The 23,091-nt window shown below is 63.7% G+C and carries 16 protein-coding genes; 7 read left to right on the forward strand and 9 right to left on the reverse strand.

What is annotated here, in order from left to right; all coding sequences use genetic code 11:
- Positions 1-303 precede the first annotated feature (303 nt).
- The 7 genes from EB233_RS22215 to hutI all read right to left on the reverse strand — a co-directional run bounded on the left by EB233_RS22215 (position 304) and on the right by hutI (position 15,422).
- The gene (locus EB233_RS22215; RefSeq protein WP_064992247.1) at positions 304-8,895 is read right to left on the reverse strand and encodes a glycoside hydrolase family 94 protein; all 8,592 of its coding nucleotides are present in this window, start codon (positions 8,893-8,895) and stop codon (positions 304-306) included.
- A gap of 288 nt (positions 8,896-9,183) precedes the next feature.
- Positions 9,184-9,762, reverse strand: a complete 579-nt coding sequence (locus tag EB233_RS22220) for a HutD/Ves family protein (RefSeq protein ID WP_064992246.1) — start codon at positions 9,760-9,762, stop codon at positions 9,184-9,186.
- Between the two features lie 12 nt (positions 9,763-9,774).
- Positions 9,775-11,448, reverse strand: coding sequence for a urocanate hydratase (gene hutU, locus EB233_RS22225; RefSeq protein ID WP_171892252.1), 1,674 nt, complete (start codon positions 11,446-11,448; stop codon positions 9,775-9,777).
- Complete coding sequence (locus EB233_RS22230) at positions 11,445-11,816, reverse strand: hypothetical protein (protein WP_064992244.1); 372 nt, start codon at positions 11,814-11,816, stop codon at positions 11,445-11,447. The genes hutU and EB233_RS22230 overlap by 4 nt, the downstream gene beginning before the upstream one ends.
- A 20-nt stretch (positions 11,817-11,836) precedes the next feature.
- Positions 11,837-12,658, reverse strand: a complete 822-nt coding sequence (gene hutG, locus EB233_RS22235) for an N-formylglutamate deformylase (protein ID WP_064992243.1) — start codon at positions 12,656-12,658, stop codon at positions 11,837-11,839.
- The gene (hutH, locus tag EB233_RS22240) at positions 12,655-14,196 is read right to left on the reverse strand and encodes a histidine ammonia-lyase (RefSeq protein WP_064992242.1); all 1,542 of its coding nucleotides are present in this window, start codon (positions 14,194-14,196) and stop codon (positions 12,655-12,657) included. The genes hutG and hutH overlap by 4 nt, the downstream gene beginning before the upstream one ends.
- Positions 14,193-15,422, reverse strand: coding sequence for an imidazolonepropionase (gene hutI / locus EB233_RS22245; protein WP_171892253.1), 1,230 nt, complete (start codon positions 15,420-15,422; stop codon positions 14,193-14,195). The genes hutH and hutI overlap by 4 nt, the downstream gene beginning before the upstream one ends.
- Positions 15,423-15,519: 97 nt before the next feature.
- Here hutI and EB233_RS22250 point away from each other — a divergent pair, with 97 nt between their 5' ends.
- Positions 15,520-16,872 (forward strand): formimidoylglutamate deiminase, encoded by a 1,353-nt coding sequence (locus EB233_RS22250; protein ID WP_064992330.1) that lies wholly within the window; start codon positions 15,520-15,522, stop codon positions 16,870-16,872.
- Positions 16,869-17,609 (forward strand): histidine utilization transcriptional repressor HutC, encoded by a 741-nt coding sequence (gene hutC, locus EB233_RS22255; RefSeq protein WP_064992241.1) that lies wholly within the window; start codon positions 16,869-16,871, stop codon positions 17,607-17,609. The genes EB233_RS22250 and hutC overlap by 4 nt, the downstream gene beginning before the upstream one ends.
- 47 nt (positions 17,610-17,656) lie before the next feature.
- Here the strand turns inward: hutC and EB233_RS22260 are convergent, their stop codons facing one another.
- The gene (locus EB233_RS22260) at positions 17,657-18,001 is read right to left on the reverse strand and encodes a RidA family protein (protein WP_064992240.1); all 345 of its coding nucleotides are present in this window, start codon (positions 17,999-18,001) and stop codon (positions 17,657-17,659) included.
- Positions 18,002-18,218: 217 nt separating this feature from the next.
- Between EB233_RS22260 and aztA the strand changes: the two genes are divergently transcribed.
- The 4 genes from aztA (at position 18,219) to EB233_RS22280 (ending at position 21,326) form a co-directional block, all read left to right on the forward strand.
- Positions 18,219-19,025 (forward strand): zinc ABC transporter ATP-binding protein AztA, encoded by an 807-nt coding sequence (gene aztA, locus EB233_RS22265; protein WP_064992239.1) that lies wholly within the window; start codon positions 18,219-18,221, stop codon positions 19,023-19,025.
- The gene (aztB, locus tag EB233_RS22270) at positions 19,025-19,900 is read left to right on the forward strand and encodes a zinc ABC transporter permease AztB (RefSeq protein WP_064992238.1); all 876 of its coding nucleotides are present in this window, start codon (positions 19,025-19,027) and stop codon (positions 19,898-19,900) included. Before aztA ends, aztB begins: the two co-directional genes overlap by 1 nt.
- Positions 19,901-19,930: 30 nt before the next feature.
- Entirely contained in the window at positions 19,931-20,866 is a 936-nt protein-coding gene (gene aztC, locus EB233_RS22275) for a zinc ABC transporter substrate-binding protein AztC (protein WP_064992237.1), read from the forward strand.
- A gap of 121 nt (positions 20,867-20,987) precedes the next feature.
- Positions 20,988-21,326, forward strand: a complete 339-nt coding sequence (locus tag EB233_RS22280; RefSeq protein WP_027054988.1) for a protein tyrosine phosphatase family protein — start codon at positions 20,988-20,990, stop codon at positions 21,324-21,326.
- On the opposite strand, the gene EB233_RS22285 is transcribed toward EB233_RS22280, so the two are convergent.
- Positions 21,323-21,790 (reverse strand): Lrp/AsnC family transcriptional regulator, encoded by a 468-nt coding sequence (locus EB233_RS22285; RefSeq protein ID WP_064992236.1) that lies wholly within the window; start codon positions 21,788-21,790, stop codon positions 21,323-21,325. The two genes, EB233_RS22280 and EB233_RS22285, sit on opposite strands and share 4 nt — an antisense overlap.
- 137 nt (positions 21,791-21,927) lie before the next feature.
- Between EB233_RS22285 and hppD the strand changes: the two genes are divergently transcribed.
- Positions 21,928-23,040: a 4-hydroxyphenylpyruvate dioxygenase gene (hppD, locus tag EB233_RS22290; protein ID WP_027054986.1), complete on the forward strand. Its 1,113-nt coding sequence runs from the start codon at positions 21,928-21,930 to the stop codon at positions 23,038-23,040.
- Positions 23,041-23,091 lie beyond the last annotated feature (51 nt).

Consider the following 23,091-nt stretch of genomic DNA (forward strand, 5'->3'; position numbering starts at 1 on the left):
TAACGGTTGATGCGTCGCAAAACAATGCCCGTCTATCGCTTCCGTTCCCATTTAGCGAACAAAAGATGACGACGATACGAAATCTGACGTGATCACCTAACGGTTTGAGATAAAAGGTGAAATGTCAGCCTTGCGGCAAAATCATGGCAGCAGCCAACCAGTGCCACATTTTTAATCACAACAGGCTGAGACAGATTGATCCAGGGCATCAGGCGGCTGCTGCCGCGGCGGGCTCACAAGTAAACGAGACGCGGCGTCGCACGTCCCGAAGGACGTGCGACCTGCCAACCTAACCCTTTGATTTCATCCAGGTATCTTGACCACAACCTCGGTCCGGGCACCAGCTTTGGGTTCGAAAGACGCGGACTTTGTTTTCGAACCATCGACTTCGAGCGAGATGGTCTTGGTCTTTTTGTCGCGAATGACATGAACCTTGATCTCGGCGCCCAGCATCTTGAGCGTGGCGTGGTACCCTTCCCAGTGGCTCGGCAGCTTCGGGCGGAACGTGATCTGCTTGCCGCGCCGTTCGATGCCGAGGATGCCTTCCACGGCCGCACGATAGAGCCAGCCCGCCGAGCCTGTATACCAGGTCCAGCCGCCGCGGCCGCCCTTGTTACCGACCGCACTGCCGTCGCCGGCATAGATGTCGGCCGCGACCACATAGGGTTCGACGCGGTAATGCTCGGCCGAGGCCTCGTCGGATGCGTGGTTGATCGGGTTCAGCATCGAGAAGCAGCGATAGGCTTCGTCGGTCTGCCCCATCTCGGCCAGCGCGATGACGAACCACGTGGCGGCATGGGTGTACTGGCCGCCATTCTCGCGCACGCCCGGCGGATAGCTCTTGATGTAGCCGGGATCCTTCTGCGTCTTCGAGAAGGGTGGCGTGAACAGTTTGACGATCTTGAGCTTGTCATCGACGAGCAGGCTGGTTGCCTGCTGCATGGCCGTCGTCGACCGCGCCGGGTCGCCCTCGCCCGAAAGCACGCTCCAGGACTGGGCGATGGAGTCGATCCTGCACTCTTGCGATGTACGCGATCCCAAAGGCGTGCCGTCGTCGAAACTGCCGCGCCGGTACCATTCGCCATCCCATGCCGTGCTCTCGAGCGCCCGCTTCAACGCCTCGGCATGCTTTGCCCAGGCCTGCGCGCGCTTGCTGTCGCCTTCACTCTTGGCGACAGCGGCGAAGTCGCCAAGCGTCTTCAGCAGGAACCAGCCCAGCCATACGCTCTCGCCCTTGCCGTGCTCGCCGACGCGGTTCATGCCGTCGTTCCAGTCACCGCCAAGGATCAGCGGCAGGCCGGCCGGACTGCTGCGCTTGATGGCAAGGTCGAGCGCACGCGCACAATGGTCGTAGAGCGACACCGTCTTCTTCGAGATTTCAGGAGTGAAGAAGGCATCGTGCTCACCCTCGCCCAGCGCCTGCCCGTCGATGAAGGGCAGTTGCTCCTTCAGGATCGCGGCGTCGCCGGTCACCGTCAGATAGCGCGCCGTGGCGTGGGCCAGCCAGACCACGTCGTCGGAGATCATGGTGCGCACGCCGGCTCCGGTGCGCGGCAGCCACCAATGCTGGACGTCGCCCTCCGGGAACTGCCGCCGCGCGGCGTTGAGGATTTGGTCGCGCGCAAGCGTCGGGTCATGCGCCAAGAGCGCCAGCGTGTCCTGCAACTGGTCGCGGAAGCCGAAGGCGCCGCTGGCCTGATAGAAGGCCGAGCGGGCGCGGATGCGGCAGGCAAGGCTCTGATAGGGCAGCCAGTGATTGACCATGGCGTCGAGCGCCTTGTCCGGCGTCTCGACCTGGATGGTGTCGAGGAAGCCGCGCCACTCGCGCTCGTTGTCGGCCAACCGCCGATCGAAATCCTGGCCCCGGTGCTTCTGCACCAGCGCGCTCGCCTGCGCGGAGGACTCGGCATCGCCAAGCAGCCAGAGCAGCGTGACGTCGCCGCCGGCCGGGATCTCGATGTCGCGGGCGATCGCCGCGCAAGGATCGTCCCCGGCCTCGACACGGCCCGACAGCGCAGCGCCGCTCAGCACCGCCTGCGGCAGTTCGCTCGACCCATGCCGGCCGAGGAACTCCGAGCGATCCGTCGTGACCGAATGGACAGCGGCATCGGCGGCGAGGAACGCCACGCGCTCGCTGAAATCGAGCCCATAGGGGTTCTGTGCGAGCAACGCACCGGTCGCCCCATCGCGGGACGGGACGATGGTTGCGGCCGTGCGCGATCGATGCCCGCCAAGCACCCATTCGGCATAGGCATAGACGCGAAGCCGAGCCGGCACCGAGCCAGAATTCTGGATGCGCAGCCGCGTGATCTTCACCGGATCGACGGGGTCGACGACATGCGTCAGGTCCATCGACAACGGCCCACGCTTCGAGCGGAAGGTGGAGAAGCCCTGGCCGTGCCAGGCCTCGTAGGTCATCGAGGGATCGCGCACCACCGCGGCGATCGGCGAGAACGCCTTGCCGCTGGCCTGATCGTAGATATAGACGCCCTCGCCCGGCCGGTTGGAGACCGGGTCGTTCGACCATGGCGTCAACTGGTAGTCGCGGCTGTTGCGGCTCCAGGTGAAGGCAGCACCCTCGGCCGAGGTGTGGAAGCCGAACGAAGCGTTGGAGACGACGTTGATCCAGGGCTGCGGCGTGGAGCGCCGGCCCGCAAGGCGCACCACATAGTGCCGTCCGTCGCCATCGAAACCGCCAAAGCCATTCCATTGGCTGAGGCCAGAGCCGTCGGCGCTTACATCCGCCACGGCCTGCGGAGCGAGTGCATACGCCGCCGGCGCCGAAATTTCGCGAGGAGCCGGCAGTCCAGTGGGCACAAGCGCGTCGCGTGCCTGCAACGCAGCCGCCTCGGCCCGCTCGATCTGATCGAAGATGGTGCCGTTGCGGGTATGCAGCACCACGCGGGCCACGGCGAGGAGCGTCTTGTAGGTGGTCTCTTCCATCAGGTCGCGGCGCACCGCGAAAATGTGCTGACGGGGGCCCAGTTCCTTGCCGCGCAAACGGCTGTTTTCGCACAGCGTCTCGACCGCACGCTGCAGGTCCTGGACGTAGGACGAAGCCTGCTCGTTGACGACGACGAAGTCGATCATCATGCCGCGGGTGCGCATATACTCCTGGAAGCGTAGCGCCTGGGCAACGATTTCCAGATCGGCGACGTCGCCGATCCTGACCAGGAAGATTGGGAAATCACCCGAAATGCTGGTCGGCCACAGGCTCGACTGCTTGCCCAGGCCCGAGGCCAGGGATTCGGCCGGCAGACGCAGGAACGCATCGGGGTAGATGAGATAGCGCGCCAGTTTCTGCACATTGGCGGCATCGGTCAGGCTGAGACCCATATGGCGGGTCTGCACTTGGCTGCGCGTCCAGGCAAGCATCGCCTGGCGGGCAAAGCTCTCCTGATGGTCAAGGCGGTTGATGGCATCTTCCAGCTCGGTGCGGTTGGCCCCAACCACGGTCCAGAAGGTCAACGATATCTTCTTGTTGGCGGGCACGCGGATCTGGCGGCGCAGCGAGGCGATCGGATCGAGCGTGAAGCCGGAATGGCCACGGAGCCTGGCTCCCGGATCAAACGCAGCGGCATCGGCGATGGAGCGGCCACGACCGATGAAGGCGCGCCTGTCGGTCTCGGCCTCGGCATCGCGTGCCGGCCCGGACGGATCGGTGACGAAATGCGCCAGGGTGATATCGGGCTCGCTGGTCTCCCGCTTGCGGCGCGTGGCGAAGATCGCGCCGTTGTTGGCGGCGATTTCAGTTTCCACGAACATCTTCGAGAAGGCCGGATGGGCGTTGTCGGAAGCCTCCGAACCCAGCACCAACTCGGTAAAGGACGTCACCTCGATATGACGATCGGATGTGCTTTCATTGTAGAGCGTGATGCGACGGCCTTCGCCATTGCCTTCGGAAACGACGATGCATTCGACTTCGGAGCGCAGCGTGCCGACCGATTTGACGAAGCTCGCCTTGTCGTCGGAGAACAGGGTCTGCACCTTCTCCTCGACCGCGCGCTTTGGCTCCGCCGTTGCCGACCACCAGTCCCCGGTGCTGACGTCACGCAGGAAGATGTAGGAGCCGAGCCGGTCCTCGACCGGATCCGGCTGCCAGCGTGTCACCGACAGATCGCCCCAGCGGCTGTAGCCCGAGCCTGTCGCGGTCACCATCACCGAATAACGGCCGTTTGACATCACATTGGTTGAACGCAATGCCCGCAGGGGATCGAGCACGATGCGGGTGTCGGGGCTCTCGGTCTCGGTCTCGTCCTTGGCCCGCTCGTCGGCTTCGGTCCTGACGGTCGCGGTGGGGATGTCGCGCGGCGCCCTTTCCTGCAGCAGGAGTTCAGCCGATTCAATGACCGGATCGCTGTGGAAACGGTCACGCAGGCGACCCTCGAAGATCGCGTCGGCGACCGCCGCGATCGACATGCCCGAATGGTGCGCATAGTAGTTCAGCACGACCGCATGGTTGGTGCCTTCAGGCACGCGCTGCGGCGTGAAATCGACCGCATCGTAGTAACCGTGAGGGCCAAGCGCACCGATCTCGCGCAGACGCGCAAGATTATGCACGGCCTCACGCGGGTTGAACTGCGCCGCCAGGATGGTGGCGTAAGGCGCGATCACCGTGTTCTGGCCAAGACCACGCTTCAGCCCGAGCCCGGGCACGCCGAAATTGGTGTACTGATAGGTCAGTTCCCGGTCGCGGGCGTTGTAGGCCGCTTCCGAAATGCCCCACGGCACATTTTTCTGACGGCCGTACTGCATCTGGCGCTTGATGATCAGCTTGCTCGTCTGGTTGAGGATCGAGCCTTGCGGCTCCTTCATCACCAGCGGCGGCATCAAATACTCGAACATCGAGCCCGACCAGGACATCAGCGCACCCTGGAAACCGATCTCGACGATCGGGCGGCCGAGCCGGAACCAGTGCTCGGTCGGCAAATCACCCTTGGCGATGGCGAACAGGCTGGTCAGCCGCGCCTCTGAGGCGAGAAGGTCGTAGCAGCTTTCGTCGAGTTGGTGTTCCTCGACGCGGTAGCCGATTGACAGAAGTTTGCGTTCCGGCCGCAGCAGGAAGGCAAATTCCATCTCGAAAGCGAAACGGCGCGTGCGCTCGCGCAAGGTCAGGAGCTTGGCGCGCAGCGCCTCGACCGCATTGTCGTCACTGTGGGCGTCGTGGACATGCGCCTCGCAAGTGGCTTCCAGCCTCGCCGCCCAATCGACGATAATGTCGCTCTGGGCCGAAGCCGCCTCGGTGCGGATGGCGGTCGCCAGCTTGCGGATCTCGCCCGCCAGCACCGCGAGATTGATGGTGCGGATCGAGGCCATTTCCGGCTGCGCCTTGATCGTCTCGACGGCGCGCCGCATGCCGTCGAGACGGTCGACGAGACGCTGGCGAAGAGGCCTGAGTTGCCTGCGGTCGTCCGGCAACTCATCCAGGCTTTCGCTCAGGATGGTGACCGTGTCGAGAATGCCTTCGAAATCGCCCTGGAGGTGAACGGAAGGCGCTTCCGCCCACTCGGCGCAGGCAGCCGCCACCGCTACCAGGTGGCCGGCGAGATTGCCGCTGTCGACAGCCGAGATATAGAGCGGATAGAGCGGCTTCAGCGTCGTGGTGTCGTACCAGTTGAAGAGATGGCCGCGATGGCGCGGCATGCTCTCGATGGTCGTCATGGTGGCGTCGATGCGGGTGATGGCATCGGACAGGCTGATCCAGCCGAAATCACGCGCCGAGACGACCGACAGCAGGTAGACACCAACGTTGGTGGGCGACGTGCGTGGCGCCACGACCGGTGCCGGACTTTCCTGGAAATTGTCCGGCGGTAGATTGTGATGCTCCGCCGTGACGAAGCTCTCGAAATAGTGCCACGTGCGCCGCGCCACGGTGCGCAGCGCATGAATGTCGGCCTGCGATATGCGCAGGCGATCCTCGGTCTCGGCCGAGCGGCTGATCCAGCTGGCGATCGCGGGCGAGCCGATCCAGAACAGCGCGAAGAAAAAGGCGACGAAGGCGCCGGTGGAATCGGCCAGCACCGGGATGGCGAGGCCGACGAAGCCGATGATCACGGCGCCGTACATCATGCCGTAATAGGAGCCGACATCGTTGTCGCCAGCCTTGTGCGCTTGGGAAGCGGTTCGCCATTCCAGCAGGTTCTGGCGGCTGACGAAGAGCCGGTACAGCGTGCGCACGATGGCATCGCCCATCATCCAGGCGTTATGCGCCATCAGCACGATCTTCAGCGCCACCATGGCGGTGCCAAAGGCGACATCCCGGGCCAAGGCAGAGAAATGACCACGCGGCGTCTGGTCGCCGCTCTTAGGCAGGATGGCGTTGACGACGTCGAAGGTCGGCGCCATGAACAGGCTGAGGATCAGCAGGGCCTGCCATTGCGCGGCTTGCGTGAAGGGCAGCAAGGTCCAGCCGGCGATCGCCGCCATCACCCAGAAGATCGGCGTCAGCGAGCGACGCAGATTGTCGACCATCTTCCAGCGCGACAGGGCCGGAACGCCGGAGCGCGGACTGAAGATGTATCCCAGCAGCTGCCAGTCGCCGCGTGCCCAGCGGTGGTGGCGCGAGGCGTCGACCGAGTAGCGGGTCGGATAATCCTCGACCAGTTCGACGTCGGTGACGAGTGCTGCGCGCGCCAGCGCGCCTTCGAGCAGGTCGTGGCTGAGGATGGTGTTTTCCTCGATGCGGCCTTGCAGGGCGGCCTCGAAGGCGTCGACATGGTAGAGGCCCTTGCCGGTGAAAGACCCGTCGCTGAAGACGTCCTGATAGAGGTCCGATACAGCGAAGACATAGGGGTCGAGGCCGCGATTGGCCGAGAATACACGCTGGAAGAAGGAGGCCTCGTCGCCGCTGGTCAGCGAAGCGGTGATACGCGGCTGCAGGATCGTGTAGCCTGCTGTGACGATACGCTTGACCGGGTCGAAATGCGGGCGGTTGAGCGGATGGCAGAGCTTGCCGACGAGGCTCGCCACCGCATCGCGGGTGGTGCGCGTATCGGCGTCGAGCGTCATCACGTGGACGACTTTTTCAGGCAGCGGCACATCGAGCGGGAGGAAGGTGGTGTCGCTGTCGCCGCGCAGCAAAAGGTCAAGCTCATGCAGCTTGCCGCGCTTGCGCTCCCAGCCCATCCACGACCCTTGAGCCGCGTTGAAGAGCCGGCGGCGGTGCAGGATGTAAAAGCGCGGGGCGCCTTCCGAGGGATAGCGGGCGTTGAGACGGGCGATCTCGGCGCGGGCGTATTCGAGGATCTCGGTATCGGCGGCATCGATCTCGATTTTGCTGTCGGGCCAATCCGACAGCAGCGCGAAATGGATCTCGTCGACGAGATTGGCGAGGTAATGGACTTCGATGTTGCGGATGTTTTCCTCGACATCGTCACGCGAGCCGATGAGCGACGGTACCACCACCAGGGTGCGCGCCTCGGGCGGCACCCCATGCCTGTAGTCATAGCCGATCAGGCGCGTCGGCTTGAGAAACAGCGAGACCACGGTGTTGAAGAAAGCGAGCGCGCCTTCGCTCGCCGGCACGGCGAACAGCGCCAGCATCACGACGATCGAGGTCACCGACAGGCCGAGATTGGCCAGCGCATTGCCGGTGAGCACAAGAAGCAGGGCGGTCAGCGCGAAGACCGGCAGAACGATACCAAGCCATCCGGTCTTGGCGAAGGTCCGCTTGACCGTCTGGCTGACCGTCGGCCGATAGCCGATCGCCTTTTCCAGTTCCAGACGGCGTGGGCCGACGAGATAGAAACCGACATCGGTGTGAGCGGATGCCGTTGGCGCATCGTCCCCTTCGCTGCTGCCTGTCTCCGCAGCGGCATGACCAGCCAGTTCGATCGCCTTTTCGGCGACACGGTATTCCGAGAGGTTCGAACGACGCGCCAGTTCCTCGATCGCTGTCCGGTACTGATCGCGCGAGAAGAAGTCGAGCGCCGCGAAATCGGTGCGCTCGCGCAGCACGGTATCGATGCGGCTGACGCCTTCGAACCATACGGTCCAATCGACATCGTTGATGAGGCGCAGTCCGCGCACGATATTGCCGGTCGTGACATTGCCGCTGGAGAGCGTCTGATGCTCGGAAATGATGATTTCCTCGGCATCCGAACCGGTCTTCTCGAGCTCGCCCTCAAGCCACTCCAACGCCTTGCCGGCGTTCTGCGATCCGTCGCGCAGACGATAGAGCAGTTGCGTGGCAAAGGTGGTGTCCTGCGCATGCGCGCCGAAACCGGCGAGGATAGCTTGCCGGTCCGGATTGCCGTCCGTTGCCAGCACCTTGTCGGCCACATCGTTGGCGATCTGGCGCATCTGGCGGGTGCGGTTGACCCTGACGGCCAAGCGGCGAAGGTTCTCGATCAGCACGAAGCGCAGCAGCGAGGGCAGCGCCCAGAGCTCGCCGATCTTCAACGGCTCGACCGACTGGAATCCCTGGACGATCGACTTGAACATGGTCGCCGAGACCGAACTGTCGGAATGGGCGACATAGGTCCAGGCCAACGCCAGGGCGCGCGGCACGGTGCCGCCATCTGGCAGTTTGAACGTCGGCAGCTGCTTGTAGAAGCGGCGCGGCAGGTCGCGCTTGACCTGGAAAATGGTTTCCTCGATCAGATAGTTGTTGTCGAGCAGCCACTGGGCGGCTGGCGTAATGGTCTCGCCCCTCGCCTGCGCGGCATTGGTCGATCGGTAGACTTCGAGGATCTTCTTGGCGCTGTCGCGGATGCGGGCCTGAAAATCGAACGGGATCAGGCCGAACAGATCGGTGAGATCGCCTTTGGCCAGGCTTTCACCAAGCAGCCGAAGCCGGTCCTCGGGCAAGAAAACGGATCGTATCGGCTGTTCCGTGATAGCCGGGAAGCTCGCGCTTGTCTTCTCGATCTGGGCTGGATTCGTCTGAATATTCATTGAAAATTCCGTATGCGGGCGGGTCGCGGCGTCACCGCCACGGCAATGGCCCTAAAACCGGTTCAAATGCAATTGGTTGCATCAACCCCTATGCCGAAAGTTTGTTTCCGCACCACGACAGGGCGTCATCTTTCGACCAAACTCAAAGACGAGCGCCCCTCGCTCCCGTCAGGATCGATCGACGGAGAGGATTCGGGCTTTTTCGTGATGCCGGCAAGAGCTTACGCTATATTTCGCCGGCATTGCGATCATGTTTGGAAACAGGCGGTAACCGTTGACGCGAAAGTGTCAGGCGGCGGTGGTTATCTGGACCACGAACAGTGTCGTATCCCGAGCCGGTTCAACCCTCAGGACAGGGGCATCCGGCCCGAGCAGCAGCGTGTCGAGCGGCCCTAGGCGAATTGAACCGGCACCGGTGAGAGCGGCTTCGCCCTTGTGACAGAGGATGAGGGTCGAGCCCGCCTCGGTCGCAATGTCCATCGGCCGCGAAATCGTCATCCGTTCGAGCGAATGCGCCGTGCGGCCGCGGCGAGTCATGACGTTGAGATCGGTGATTGGACCGGCGATCAGCGTGGCACTGGTCGGCAGGTCGGCCGGAAAGGCAAAGGGCTGGGAAGCCGGTGTCAGCCGCGCCGCCGGACGGCCGGCGACATCGAGCACGATCCCCTCGCCTTCCAGTACCGACAGCGTGCGGTCTATGCCGGCAAAGCTGGAAAACGGCCCGCTGCCCTCGACGCGGGCCATCGAGACGCGCCAGTCGAACGCGTCGAGGCCGGCGCCGTCGGGCGATACGGCGATCTCGGTCGTCGTGCCGCCGCCGTTCTTCCACGGCATGACGCGGTAGTCGGCTGCACGAAGGATGCGCATGATTTCAGCCTGTCACCCGAGAATGCCGGGCAGGTTGAGCTGGTGCTCCTTGGCGCATGCGATGGCTATGTCGTAGCCGGCATCGGCGTGGCGCATGACTCCGGTCGCCGGGTCATTCCACAGTACGCGCTCCAAACGCCTTGCGGCATCCGCCGTGCCATCGGCGACGATGACCATGCCGGCATGCTGCGAAAAACCCATGCCGACGCCGCCGCCATGGTGCAGCGACACCCAGGTGGCGCCCGACGCGGTGTTGAGCAGCGCGTTGAGCAGCGGCCAGTCCGAAACGGCGTCGGAACCATCCTTCATCGCTTCGGTCTCGCGATTCGGCGAAGCGACCGAGCCGGAATCGAGGTGGTCGCGGCCGATGACGACTGGCGCCTTGAGCTCGCCCCTGGCCACCATCTCGTTGAAGGCCAAGCCAAGCCGGTGGCGATCGCCGAGACCGACCCAGCAGATGCGCGCCGGCAGACCCTGGAACGAGATACGCTCGCGCGCCATGTCCAGCCAATTGTGCAGATGGGTGTTGCCGGGGGTGAGTTCGCGCACCTTGGCGTCGGTCTTGTAGATGTCCTCGGGATCGCCGGACAGCGCCGCCCAGCGGAACGGGCCAATGCCGCGGCAGAACAGCGGACGGATATAGGCCGGCACGAAACCGGGGAAGGCGAAGGCGTTCTCGAACCCCTCGTCCTTGGCGACCTGGCGGATGTTGTTGCCATAGTCCAACGTCGGCACGCCGGCGTTCCAGAACGCCACCATCGCCTCGACATGCTCGCGCATGGAAGCACGGGCCGCCTTTTCGACCGCCTTGGGGTCGCTGACGCGCTTCTCGCGCCACTCGGCCATGCTCCAGCCCTTGGGCAGATAGCCGTTGATCGGGTCGTGCGCTGAGGTCTGGTCGGTGACCATGTCGGGGCGGATGCCGCGCCTGAACATTTCCGGCACGATCTCGGCGGCGTTGCCGAGCAGGCCGACCGACTTCGCCTCACCGGCCTTGGTCCAGCGTTCGATCATTTCCATCGCTTCGTCTAGCGTCTCGGCCTTTTCGTCGACATAGCGGGTGCGCAGGCGGAAATCGATGGAGTCCGGGTTGCATTCGATGGCCAGGCAGCAGGCGCCAGCCATGACGGCGGCCAGCGGCTGGGCGCCACCCATGCCGCCGAGGCCGCCGGTCAGGATCCATTTGCCCTTGAGGTTGCCGCCATGATGCTGGCGGCCTGCTTCCACGAAGGTTTCATACGTGCCCTGCACGATACCTTGCGTACCGATGTAGATCCACGAACCGGCCGTCATCTGGCCGTACATCATCAGCCCCTTCTTATCGAGCTCGTTGAATTTATCCCAGGTCGCCCAGTGCGGCACGAGGTTGGAGTTGGCGATCAGCACGCGCGGCGCATCGGTGTGGGTCCGGAACACGCCAACCGGCTTGCCGGACTGCACCAGCAGCGTCTCGTCTTCACCAAGCGTCTTCAGCGAGGCGACGATGCTGTCAAAATCATTCCAGGTGCGCGCCGCGCGGCCAATGCCGCCATAGACGACCAGTTCGTTCGGGTTCTCGGCAACCTCAGGATCGAGATTGTTCATCAGCATGCGAAGCGGCGCTTCGGTCGTCCAGTATCTGGCGTTGAGCTTGTCACCGCGGGGCGCGCGCACTTCGCGGATGTTGTGGCGAGGATTGTTCATCATTGTCCCTTTCGAATGAGATGCGCGGTGTTGCGGGAGCCGTCGGCGCTGATCCAGGTCACCTGTTCATGCGCGGGGTCCAAGGAATCCATGGTCATGTTGTAGCAGGCCCAGGCGTCGGAGGGCGGCCATAGAGAGCAGTATTGGTCGCCGCGCACGTCCCAGCGGCCTTCCTGGTGGCGACCGTCTCTGGTGTAGGTCGTGGCGCCACCATCATCGAATTCCTGCGACCAGTTATCGCCCTGGACATGCGCGCCCTTGAGGGCTGCGAGGATCTCGGGACCTTTCATGGCGACCTCGGCGGCAACGGCCGATGAGACAGAGGCAGCGACGAGCAGCGCAAGAAGAGCAATCCTGGCAAATCCGGTCATTGTACCCTCCAGTCGGACTGTCAGCTTTTCGCCCAGTCGATCGCGGTTTCGAGGATGGTCTTCAGCGTCGCGCGGATCGGCGCGGCATAGGTCGCGTCGTAAGGAACCGGCCAATTTTCAGGCGATCCCTTCTCCGACGGCTCGCGCATGTAGCCGCGGTTGGACAACTCCATCTGCAGGGCATGAACACCCTCCTGCGGCTGACCGAAGCCGCGGGTAATCGAGCCGCCCTTAAAGCGGCCGTTGACCACCCAGCTCTCGCCGGTGGCGGCGAGGATGGCGGCCACCTTGTCCTGAAGAACGGGATCGGCGCTCTTGCCGTCATTGGTGCCGAGATTGAAGACCGGGAGCGTGCCTTCGAACAGACGCGGCAGCACCGAGCGGATCGAGTGGCAGTCGTAAAGTACGATCTCTTCATGCATGCCGCGCAGCCGGCCGATCTCGGCTCGCAAGGCGGCATGATAGGGCTTGAAATAGGTTTCGCGGCGCTGATCGATCTCGGATGGGGTCGGCTCCTCGCCCATGCGATAAAGCGGATCGCCGTCAAACGTGTCGGTCGGGCAAAGTGTGGTCGTGGCCTGTCCGGGATAAAGCGAAGCGCCTGAGGGATCGCGGTTGACGTCGATCACGGTGCGCGAAATGGCGGTGTGCACAACGGTCGCGCCGAGATCGTTCGCGAAATCATAGAGCTTGTCGATCCACCAGTCGCAGTCGCGGCGGCCGAGCCAGGGCGACACCAGCCGGGGCTCAAGACCGGCGAGGTCGATGCCAGTGTGCGGAATCGACACTAGCAGGGGTGCCGTGCCTTGGCTGACGGTGAGCCAGGAAGGATTGGCCATCATGCTGGTCCCGAAATCGACGGCAGCGCCACCGCGCTCGCCGCCTTGACGGTCGCACCGCTGCGTACCATGGCGATCGCCTTTTCCATGTCGGGGTGGAAATGGCGGTCGTTGTCGAGATGCGGGACCTCGGCCCGGACCAGCTTTCGCACAGCTTCCAGGGCGGCGCTCGACGCTAGAGGAGCATGGAAATCGCAGCCTTGCGCGGCGGCCAGCAATTCGATGCCGATCACCGCCGTGGCATTCTTGATCATGCCGATCAAGCGGCGCGCGCCGTGCGCGGCCATGGAGACGTGATCTTCCTGGTTGGCCGAGGTCGGGATGGAATCGACGCTCGCCGGATAGGCCTTCTGCTTGTTCTCGGAGACGAGGGCAGCCGCCGTCACCTGCGGGATCATGAAGCCGGAGTTGAGGCCGGGCTTGGGCGTCAGGAAGGCCGGCATGCCCGACAGCGCGGGGTCGACAAGCATGGCGACGCGGCGCTCCGACAGCGAGCCGATCTCGCAGACGGCAAGCGCGATCATGTCGGCGGCGAAGGCCACCGGCTCGGCGTGGAAGTTGCCGCCGGAAAGAGCCGTGTCGTCCTCGGCAAAGATCAGCGGATTGTCAGTGACGCCATTGGCTTCGGTGCCGAGCGTATCGGCCGCCTTGCGCAGCACGTCGAGCGCGGCGCCCATCACCTGCGGCTGGCAACGCAGGCAATAAGGATCCTGCACGCGTTCGTCGCCGACACGGTGCGACTCGCGGATGGCACTGCCGGCCATCAGATTGCGCAGCGCGTCCGCAGTTTCGATCTGGCCACGGTGCTTTCTCAAGAGATGAATGCGCGGATCGAACGGCGCGTCGGAACCCTTGGCGGCGTCGGTCGACAGCGCGCCGGCGACCAGCGCCGACTGGTAGAGCACTTCGGCCTCGAACAAAGCGGCGAGCGCATAGGCGGTCGAGAACTGGGTGCCGTTGAGCAGCGCCAGACCTTCTTTGGCGCCCAGCGTCACCGGTTCCAGCCCATGCGAGACGAAGGCGACCTTGGCCGGGAACCGGCCATGCGGGGTAAAGCATTCGCCGACGCCGATCATCACCGCCGTCATGTGCGACAGCGGGGCCAGATCACCGGAGGCGCCGACCGAGCCTTGCGCCGGCACCACCGGGATGACGTCGTTGGCGAGCATCGCTTCCAGCAACTCGATGGTTTCGGAGCGCACGCCCGACGCGCCTTGCGCCAGGCTGGCAAGTTTCAGCGCCATCATCAGCCGGGCAATAGCGACTGGCATCGGCTCGCCGACGCCAGCGGCATGCGACAGCACGATATTACGCTGCAAGGTCTCGAGATCGCTCGTCGGGATGCGCACGCTGGCCAGTTTGCCAAAGCCAGTGTTGATGCCGTAGACCGGCTCGCCCTTGGCAACGATCCTGGCGACGGCCTCGGCGCTCGCCTTGATCTTTGGGCGGCAGGCATCATCCAGCTTCGGCACGGCGCCGCGGTAGATGGCGCGCCAGTCGGCCAGCGTCGCATTGCCGGGCTTCAAGGTCAGTTCGGTCATTGTCCTCTCCAGATGCGGGCATGGAGCGGATTGAAGCCCATGCGGTAAACGAGTTCGGCGGGACGCTCGATGTCCCAGATCGCCAGGTCGGCGGATTTGCCGGCTTCGAGCGTGCCGGCCTTGTCGAGAAGGCCAAGCGCACGCGCCGCCTCGCGGGTGACGCCGGCTAGGCATTCATCGACGGTCAGGCCAAACAGCGTCGCGGCCATGTTCATGGTGAGCAACAGCGAGGTGAGCGGCGAGGTGCCGGGATTGCTGTCCGTCGCCACCGCCATCTTCACGCCGTGGCGGCGGAAGAGATCGATCGGCGGCTTCTTCGTCTCGCGAATGAAGTAATAGGCGCCGGGCAGAATGCCCGCCACGGTGCCGGCCTTCGCCATCGCGGCAGCCCCTGCCTCATCCGTATATTCGAGATGGTCGGCGGACAGTGCGCCATAGCTGGCAGCAAGCGCGGCGCCGTGCAGGTTGGACAGTTGGTCGGCGTGAAGCTTGACGGGCAGGCCCAAGGCCTTGGCGGCATCGAAAACGCGTGCCATCTGCTCCGGCGAGAAGGCTATGCCTTCGCAAAAACCGTCGACCGCATCGGCCAGTCCCTCGTCGGCAACCGCCGGAACGATCTGTTTGGCGACCAGATCGACAAAAGCGTCCTTGTCCCCCTTGGCTTCGGGCGGCAGGGCGTGGGCAGCGAGACAGGTCGTACGGATCGTCACCGCCCGTTCGGCGCCCAGCCGGCGGGCGGCGCGCAGCGACTTCTTCTCATTGTCGAGGTCGAGGCCGTAGCCCGACTTGACCTCGACAGTGGTGACGCCTTCGGCGATCAGCGCGTCGAGCCGCGGCAGCGTCTGTGTGACGAGCTCGTCTTCGCTGGCAGCTCGCAACGACTTGACCGAGGAGACGATACCGCCTCCAGCGCGGGCGACTTCCTCATAGGTTGCCCCGGCCAGGCGCATTTCGAATTCGTTGGCGCGGTTGCCGGCATAGACGAGATGGGTATGGCAATCGATCAAGCCCGGCGTGATCCAGCGGCCGTCGCAATCAACCGTTTCGGCGCCCTGCCCGGCAAAGGCCGGCATGTCTGCCTCGGGGCCGGCATATGTGATGAGCCCATCGCGTACGGCAATCGCGCCTTTCTCGACAATGCCGAGTCCGGCCGCTCCATCAGCCAAGGTCGCCAGGCGCGCATTGCGCCACAGACGAAGGCCGCTCTTCCCGTTTGCTCCAACCATCATCTTTTCCATTTGAAAGGACGACGATTATGTATATACATATTGAAACGCGACGCAAGTGGTATCGTCGCTCGGGGATGCGGATCTGGAGACGGACGTGACGGCGATCTTCGCGGAACAGGCGCTGCTGCCCGAGGGCTGGCATGGCAATGTCAGGATTGTGTTCGATGGAGGCCGCATCGCCTCGGTCGAAACGGGCGCAACTACGCTGGCCAGCGACGAGCGTCACGCCGTCCTGCTGCCCGGCATGCCCAATCTGCACAGCCACGCCTTTCAGCGCGGCATGGCCGGCCTGGCCGAACTTCGCGGCCCGTCCGCCGACAGTTTCTGGAGCTGGCGCGAGGTGATGTACCGCTTTGCGCTGTCGATGACGCCAGATCAGGTCGAGGCGGTCGCGGCGCAGCTTTATGTCGAGATGCTGGAGGCGGGCTTTTCCCGTGTCGGCGAATTCCACTATCTGCATCACGACCGTGACGGAAAACCCTACGCCAATCTCGCCGAGATGGCCGAGCGCATCGCGGCCGCCGCCGGCGAAACCGGTATCGGCCTGACGCTGCTGCCGGTGTTTTACGCGCACTCGTCCTTCGGCGGTGCGGCTCCGAACGAAGGCCAAAGGCGATTCATCAACGATGTGAATCGGTTCTCCCGGCTTGTTGACAAGTCCAGGGAAGCGGTTCGCGCTTTGAATCAAGCCGTAGTAGGCGTCGCGCCGCACAGTTTGCGCGCTGCGACGCCGGAGGAACTGACAGAGGTCGCCGCCATGGCGCCAAACGGCCCAGTTCACATCCACGTCGCCGAACAGGTGAAGGAAGTCGAGGATTGCGTGGCCTGGTCCGGTGCGCGTCCGGTTGAGTTCTTGCTGGCCAACACCGAGGTCGACCAGCGCTGGTGTCTGATCCACGCCACCCATATGACGGACGCCGAGACCATCGGCATGGCCAGAAGCGGCGCCGTTGCCGGCCTTTGCCCGATCACCGAAGCCAATCTTGGCGACGGCACGTTTGCCGCACCGCTATTCACCGAGCATGGCGGCCGCTTCGGCGTCGGCTCCGATTCCAACGTACTGATCGGCCTGCCGGACGAATTGCGCCAGCTCGAATATTCGCAACGCCTCGCGCTCCGCGCGCGCAATGTGCTGGCGGTGGCCGGCGGCTCGACCGGCCGGGCACTGTTCGACGCAGCTGTCGACGGTGGCAGCATCGCGCTCGGTGCTGGCGTTTCGCGGATCGCGCTCGGCGCTGTCGCCGATCTCGTCTCGCTCGACGCCAAGATCCCTTCGCTTGCCGGCAAGACCGGCGACGCGATCCTCGACGCCTGGATTTTCGCCAATGGCAGCACAGTCGACTGCGTCTGGGTGCATGGGCAAAAACAGGTCAGCGGCGGGCGGCATACCAGGCGGGAAGCCATCGCCGAGCGGTTTCGCAATGTGATGACGGCACTGTCGGCATGAGCACGGTCGAGACAGTCGATGCTGACGGCGGCGGCTCGCTGCACCAGCGTATCCTGTCCGACATCAGCGAGAAGATCCTGTCCGGCGCCTGGGCGCCCGGCCATCGCATTCCGTTCGAGCACGAACTGACGACCGAATACAATTGCTCGCGCATGACAGTGAACAAGGCCCTGTCGCAGCTGGCGAAGGCCGGGCTGATCGAACGCCGCCGCCGCTCGGGCAGCTTCGTGCGCCAGCCGCGGTCGCAAGCAGCGGTGCTGGAACTTCACGACATCAGGATCGAGGTCGAAGCGCTCGGCCTGGCCTATCATTACGAGCGGCTGAAGCGCTTGAAGCGGCGCAGCAACGCGGAAGACAGAGCGCTGCTCGGCCTATCCGCCGCGGGGTCATTGCTATGGATCGAAGGCCTGCATTTTGCCGGCGAACGGCCATTCGCGCTCGAGCAGCGCCTGATCAATCTTTCGGCGGTTCCGGAAGCCCGAGACGAAGAATTCAGGGAAATCGCCGCCGGACCTTGGCTGATCGGCCGCGTCCCGTGGAGCGAGGCCGAACACCGCATCCGCGCCATGGCCGCCGATGAGAGTGTTGCCGATGCCCTCGACATCGACCCTGGTGCGCCTTGCCTTGTGGTCGAGCGGCGCACCTGGAGCGCGGAACACCCGGTGACGCATGTGCGGTTTGTCTATCCAGCGGAAAGCCACACGCTGGTGGCGAGGTTCACGCCGTCTCAGGGCTGAGTAATCTCCCCCACGAGGGGGGAGATTGGCAGTTCCAGCGCCGCGCTTTAAATCGCTGCCGTGATAATAATCTCGACCAGATATTCCGGGCCGGCGAGCTTGGCTTCGCCGGTGGCGCGGGCGGGGGTGTGGCCCTTCGGCACCCACTTGTCCCATTCCGAATTCATCTCGGCGAAGGTTCCCATGTCGGCCAGCCAGATGATCGCCTGAACGATCTTGGTCTTGTCGGTACCGGCCTTGGCCAGCAATTCGTCGATGGTCGTCAGGATATCCCGGGTCTGCGACGCGACATTGCCGCCGTGCTCGCCGACCTGACCGGCCAGATAGACGGTGTTGCCATGGATGACGATCTGGCTCATGCGCGGGCCAACATCGATACGACGAATGCTCATGGGAGATTTCCTTCCTGTTATGTGTGGCGCCTAGAGTCGCGGTTCGCATCGGGCAAGGCCGCCGGGCCAAATCCCCTTGGACCAGTGTGCAAGTGACTCACGGCAAGTTGAGCCGCCGGTCGTAATTCCGCCCGATTGGCTTGTTGACTAATGTAATAACATCACATATCCAATCGACCCCTGCCCGCCGTTGGTTTCGCGGCCCCCTCGGAACGACATGACCCAGACCTGCCTGACATTCCGTGATCTGACGCTGGGCTACGGCAGCCACCCGGCGATCCACCATCTCGACGGCGCGATCCGCAAGGGTTCGTTGACCGCCGTGGTCGGCGCCAACGGGTCGGGCAAGTCAACACTGATGAAGGGCATTGTCGGCGTGCTGAAGCCGATGGCCGGCGAGGTTGTTCGGGCGCCTGGCGTGCGCGCCGCCTACCTGCCGCAACAATCGGAACTCGACCGCTCTTTCCCGGCCCGCGTCGTCGACCTCGTCTCGCTCGGCCTGTGGCCGAAGCGCGGTATGCTCGGCCGCTACACGGCTGAAGATCGCGCGGCAGTCAGCCAGGCGCTGATGGCGGTCGGCCTTGGCGGCTTCGAGAAGCGGCCCATCGACACGCTGTCGGGCGGCCAGTTGCAGCGCACGCTGTTTGCCCGCGTGCTCTTGCAGGATGCCGACCTGATCCTGCTCGACGAGCCTTTCAACGCCGTCGATGCCAAGACGGTCGGCGACCTGATCGCGCTCATCAAGCGCTGGCACGGCGAGGAACGCACCATCATGGTCGTCGTCCATGATCTTGATCTCGTGCGCCAGAATTTTCCGGAGACGCTGCTTCTGGCCCGCCAGCCGGTCGCCTGGGGCGAGACGCGGGAGACGCTGAAGCCGGAAAACCTGTTGCGCGCGCGGCGTTTCCATGAAGCCTGGGAGGAAAACGCTCCCTGGTGCGAGCCGGACGAGCACGTTCATGATCATGCCCATGGCCACGATCACGACCATCATCATCACGGCGCCGGCCCGAGGGCTGCCTGATGGACGCGCTGTACGGTCTTTTCATCGCGCCCTTCGCCGATTTCGGCTTCATGCAGCGGGCGCTGTTCGGTTCGCTGATGCTGTCGCTCGGCGCCTGCCCGATCGGCGTCTTCCTGATGCTGAGGCGCATGAGCCTGTCGGGTGACGCCATGGCGCATGCCATCCTGCCGGGCGCCGCCGCCGGCTTCCTGTTCTACGGGCTGGAAATCCTGCCGATGACCATTGGCGGCCTGGTCGCCGGCATCATCGTGGCGCTCGGCGCTGGTGCCGTCTCGCGCTTCACCATCCAGCGCGAGGACGCCTCGATGGCGGCCTTCTATCTGATTTCGCTCGCCATCGGCGTGCTTATGGTGTCGATCCGCGGTTCCAGCGTCGATCTCATGCATGTGCTGTTCGGCACGGTGCTGGCGCTCAACAACGAGGCGCTGATCCTGATTGGCGGCATCGTCGCGGTGACACTGGTCAGCCTCGCCATCTTCTGGCGGGCGCTGGTCGCCGAATGCCTCGATCCGCTGTTCCTGCGTTCGGTCAGCAAGATGGGCAGCCCGGCGCATTTCATCTTCCTTGGCCTCGTCGTGCTCAATCTCGTCGGCGGTTTTCAGGCGCTCGGTACTTTGCTGTCCGTCGGATTGATGATGCTGCCGGCGGCAGCCGCCCGCTTCTGGACCGTGCGTGTCGAGCCGATGTGCGTGCTGGCGGTGCTGATCGGTTTTGCCTCCTGCATCGCCGGGCTGCTTTTATCGTATCACGCGTCGCTGCCATCCGGTCCGGCCATCATCCTGTCGGCCGGCGTCGTGTACTTCGCCTCGATCCTGTTCGGCGCGCGCGGCATTCTGCGCGCGCGCATCATCCATCACCGTCACAGAACGGCCTGATCCCCCGCCGCCAAAAGGAGCCCTGCCCCAATGCTGAAATCGATCCGTGCCGCGCTGGCCATGAGCGTTATAACATTAAGTGCCTTTGGCGCGTCATCGGCCTTCGCGGCGCCGCTGAAAGTGGTCGCCAGCTTCACCGTCATTGCCGATTTCGCCAGAAATGTCGGCGGCGCCCGCATCGATGTGACGACCATCGTCGGACCGGATGGCGACGCCCATGTCTATGAGCCGAGCCCGGCCGACGCGGTCGCCATGGCCAAGGCCGACATCGTGCTGGTCAACGGCCTGCATTTCGAAGGCTTTTTGCAGCGGTTGGTCGATGCCAGCGCCACCAAGGCCTCGATCGTCACCTTGACCAAGGGCGTGACGCCGATCGACTTCAAGCCTGAATTCGCGGACGCCGACGCGGCCGAAGGCACCGGCGGCGGCAAGACGGTCACCGATCCGCACGCCTTCCAGTCGATCGCCAATGCCAAGATCTATGTGAAGAACATCGCCGAGGCGTTCTGCGCCGCTGATTCCGAGGGCTGCGTCAGCTACCAAACCAATGCCGCCGCATACACCAAGAAGCTCGACGCGCTGGAAGGCGAAGTGAAGGCCGCGATCCAGTCAATTCCGGAAGCCAAGCGCGTCGTCATCACCTCGCACGACGCCTTTGGCTATTTCGAACACGAATATGGCCTGACCTTCCTCGCCCCGCAAGGCATTTCGACCGATTCCGAACCGTCGGCCGCCGATGTCGCCAAACTGGTCGAGCAGGTCAAGCAGGACAAGGCCGCGGCCATCTTCGTGGAAAACATCACCAACCCGCGCCTGATCGAACAGATCGCCAGCGAGACCGGCATCAAGGTGGGCGGCACGCTCTATTCGGATGCGCTGTCGCAGCCCGATGGCCCGGGCTCGACCTATATCGACATGATGCACAACAACATCCGCCAGATCAAAGGTGCGATCCTCGGCAGCTGATTGGCTCATTCCATCCGGTCCGGGCTGGTAAAAGCCCGGCCGGATTTTACCTGACGGGTGTTGCCGGTTCTGCCGGAGAGTGGCAAGACTCCTCGACAAACCAGATTGCGAGGATGCTGCCATGGAATACCGCGAAATCAGCGAGGACTATTCGGTCTCCGGCCAGATTCAGCCCGAAGATGTCGCCGCCATCAAGGACGCCGGCTTCAAGAGCGTCATCTGCAACCGGCCGGACGATGAGCAGCCCGGCCAACCTTCGGCCAAAAGCATTGGGTCGGCGGTCGAAGCCGCCGGCCTCGCCTTCCGCTACATCCCCGTCATCAGCGGCCAGATCACCGCCGAGAATGTCGAAGACCAGGCCGAGGCGCTCGACGCCCTCGAAGGCCCGGTCTTCGCCTATTGCCGCTCTGGGGCACGCTGCACGAATCTGTACGGACTGATCCAGCAGTCGAAGGGCTAGATTGGCAGCGCGCCAGTTTCCTTCAAAGTCTCCAGCACAATCGCCGTCTTCACATGCTGCACGGATTCATGCGGCAGCAGCACGCCATTGACGAACTCCGACAGCGACTTCAGATCGGGCGTCACCACCTTCAGGATGTAGTCCATCTCACCGGTCAGCGCGTGCGCCTCCTGCACTTCCGGCAGCCGAGCCACCAATTCGCCGAAGCGTCGCGCATTGTCGCGGTTGTGGGTGGCCAAGGTCACCGAGATGACGTTGACCAGCGAGAAACCGAGCCTGTCGCGGTCGAGCACGGCGCGATAGCCCTTGATATAGCCGTCTTCCTCCAGCCGCTGGCGGCGGCGCGAGCATTGCGATGCCGATAGGTTCACCCGCTCCGAGAGATCGTTGTTGGTCAGCCGCGCATCGCTCTGCAGGAGCGCCATTATCTTGCGGTCAAACTGATCAATGCGCGTCTCATCCATGGTTTTCTCTCTCAACATGCATGCTTTGCGCACGAGATGACCATTTCAAGCGTTTGAATGCAAGCACCATGCACCGGGCCCGCGGTATGATGGCGTCAAATGGGCCTTTCAGGCCAAGCCAGCTTTGGAGGATTATCATGGGTCCCTTCCCGCACGACGCCCCGCCCGCCAGGATCAGCAAGGACAATCCCGCCGGCACCGACGGTTTCGAGTTCGTCGAATTCGCGCATCCGGAGCCGCAAAAGCTCGCCGAACTGTTCACCCGCATGGGTTATGTGGCGGTGGCCAGGCATCGCACGAAAGACATCACCGTCTGGCGTCAGGGCGACATCAATTATGTCGTCAACGCCGAGCCGGGCTCGCACGCGATGAAGTTCGCCGACAAGCACGGCCCGTGCGCCGCCTCGATGGCCTGGCGGGTGGTCGATGCCAAGCATGCATTCGACCACGCCGTCGCAAAAGGCGCCACGCCTTACCAAGGTGGTGATAAGGCGATCGACGTGCCGGCCATCGTCGGCATCGGTGGTTCGTTGCTCTATTTCATCGACAGCTACGGCAAGAAGGGCTCGGCTTACGATGCCGAGTTCGAATGGCTTGGTGCACGCGACCCGCGGCCGCAAGGCGTCGGCTTCTATTTCCTCGACCACCTCACCCACAACGTCTACCGCGGCCAGATGGACAAGTGGTGGGATTTCTACCGCAACCTGTTCGGCTTCAAGCAGATCCATTTCTTCGACATTGACGGCAAGATCACCGGGCTGGTCAGCCGCGCCATCACCTCGCCCTGCGGCAAGATCCGCATTCCGCTGAACGAATCCAAGGACGAGACCAGCCAGATCGCCGAATATCTGAAGAAGTACAATGGCGAGGGCATCCAGCACATTGCGGTCGGCACCGACGATATCTACGCCGCCACCGACAAGCTCGCTGCCAACGGGCTGAAGTTCATGCCCGGCCCGCCGGAGACGTACTACGACATGTCGTATGCCCGTGTGAACGGCCATGACGAGCCGATCGAGCGGATGAAGAAGCACGGCATCCTGATCGACGGTGAAGGCGTGATTGACGGCGGCATGACAAAGATTCTTTTGCAGGTCTTTTCGAAAACCGTGATCGGGCCGATCTTCTTCGAATTCATCCAGCGCAAGGGCGACGAAGGCTTTGGCGAAGGCAATTTCCGCGCGCTGTTCGAATCGATCGAGCAGGACCAGATCAAGCGTGGGGTGATCAAGGTTCAAGCGGCAGAATAAAGTTCAGGTCGGGCGGGTTTGAGCGTGGCCCTTTCGCGGGCCATGCCTCGA

The organism is Mesorhizobium erdmanii (genome assembly GCF_013170725.1).
GTDB lineage: Bacteria > Pseudomonadota > Alphaproteobacteria > Rhizobiales > Rhizobiaceae > Mesorhizobium > Mesorhizobium erdmanii.

Bases quoted from the DNA above. Each gene is read 5' to 3' on its own strand.
- EB233_RS22220 (WP_064992246.1), bottom strand. From the start codon at position 9,762: ATGCGCATCCTTCGTGCAGCCGACTACCGCGTCATGCCGTGGAAGAAC.
- aztA (WP_064992239.1), top strand. From the start codon at position 18,219: ATGACCCAGACCTGCCTGACATTCCGTGATCTGACGCTGGGCTACGGC.
- hutC (WP_064992241.1), top strand. From the start codon at position 16,869: ATGAGCACGGTCGAGACAGTCGATGCTGACGGCGGCGGCTCGCTGCAC.
- hutU (WP_171892252.1), bottom strand. From the start codon at position 11,448: ATGATGAACAATCCTCGCCACAACATCCGCGAAGTGCGCGCGCCCCGC.
- aztB (WP_064992238.1), top strand. From the start codon at position 19,025: ATGGACGCGCTGTACGGTCTTTTCATCGCGCCCTTCGCCGATTTCGGC.
- EB233_RS22230 (WP_064992244.1), bottom strand. From the start codon at position 11,816: ATGACCGGATTTGCCAGGATTGCTCTTCTTGCGCTGCTCGTCGCTGCC.
- EB233_RS22260 (WP_064992240.1), bottom strand. From the start codon at position 18,001: ATGAGCATTCGTCGTATCGATGTTGGCCCGCGCATGAGCCAGATCGTC.
- EB233_RS22215 (WP_064992247.1), bottom strand. From the start codon at position 8,895: ATGAATATTCAGACGAATCCAGCCCAGATCGAGAAGACAAGCGCGAGC.
- hppD (WP_027054986.1), top strand. From the start codon at position 21,928: ATGGGTCCCTTCCCGCACGACGCCCCGCCCGCCAGGATCAGCAAGGAC.
- aztC (WP_064992237.1), top strand. From the start codon at position 19,931: ATGCTGAAATCGATCCGTGCCGCGCTGGCCATGAGCGTTATAACATTA.
- EB233_RS22285 (WP_064992236.1), bottom strand. From the start codon at position 21,790: ATGGATGAGACGCGCATTGATCAGTTTGACCGCAAGATAATGGCGCTC.
- hutI (WP_171892253.1), bottom strand. From the start codon at position 15,422: ATGGTTGGAGCAAACGGGAAGAGCGGCCTTCGTCTGTGGCGCAATGCG.
- hutH (WP_064992242.1), bottom strand. From the start codon at position 14,196: ATGACCGAACTGACCTTGAAGCCCGGCAATGCGACGCTGGCCGACTGG.
- EB233_RS22280 (WP_027054988.1), top strand. From the start codon at position 20,988: ATGGAATACCGCGAAATCAGCGAGGACTATTCGGTCTCCGGCCAGATT.
- hutG (WP_064992243.1), bottom strand. From the start codon at position 12,658: ATGATGGCCAATCCTTCCTGGCTCACCGTCAGCCAAGGCACGGCACCC.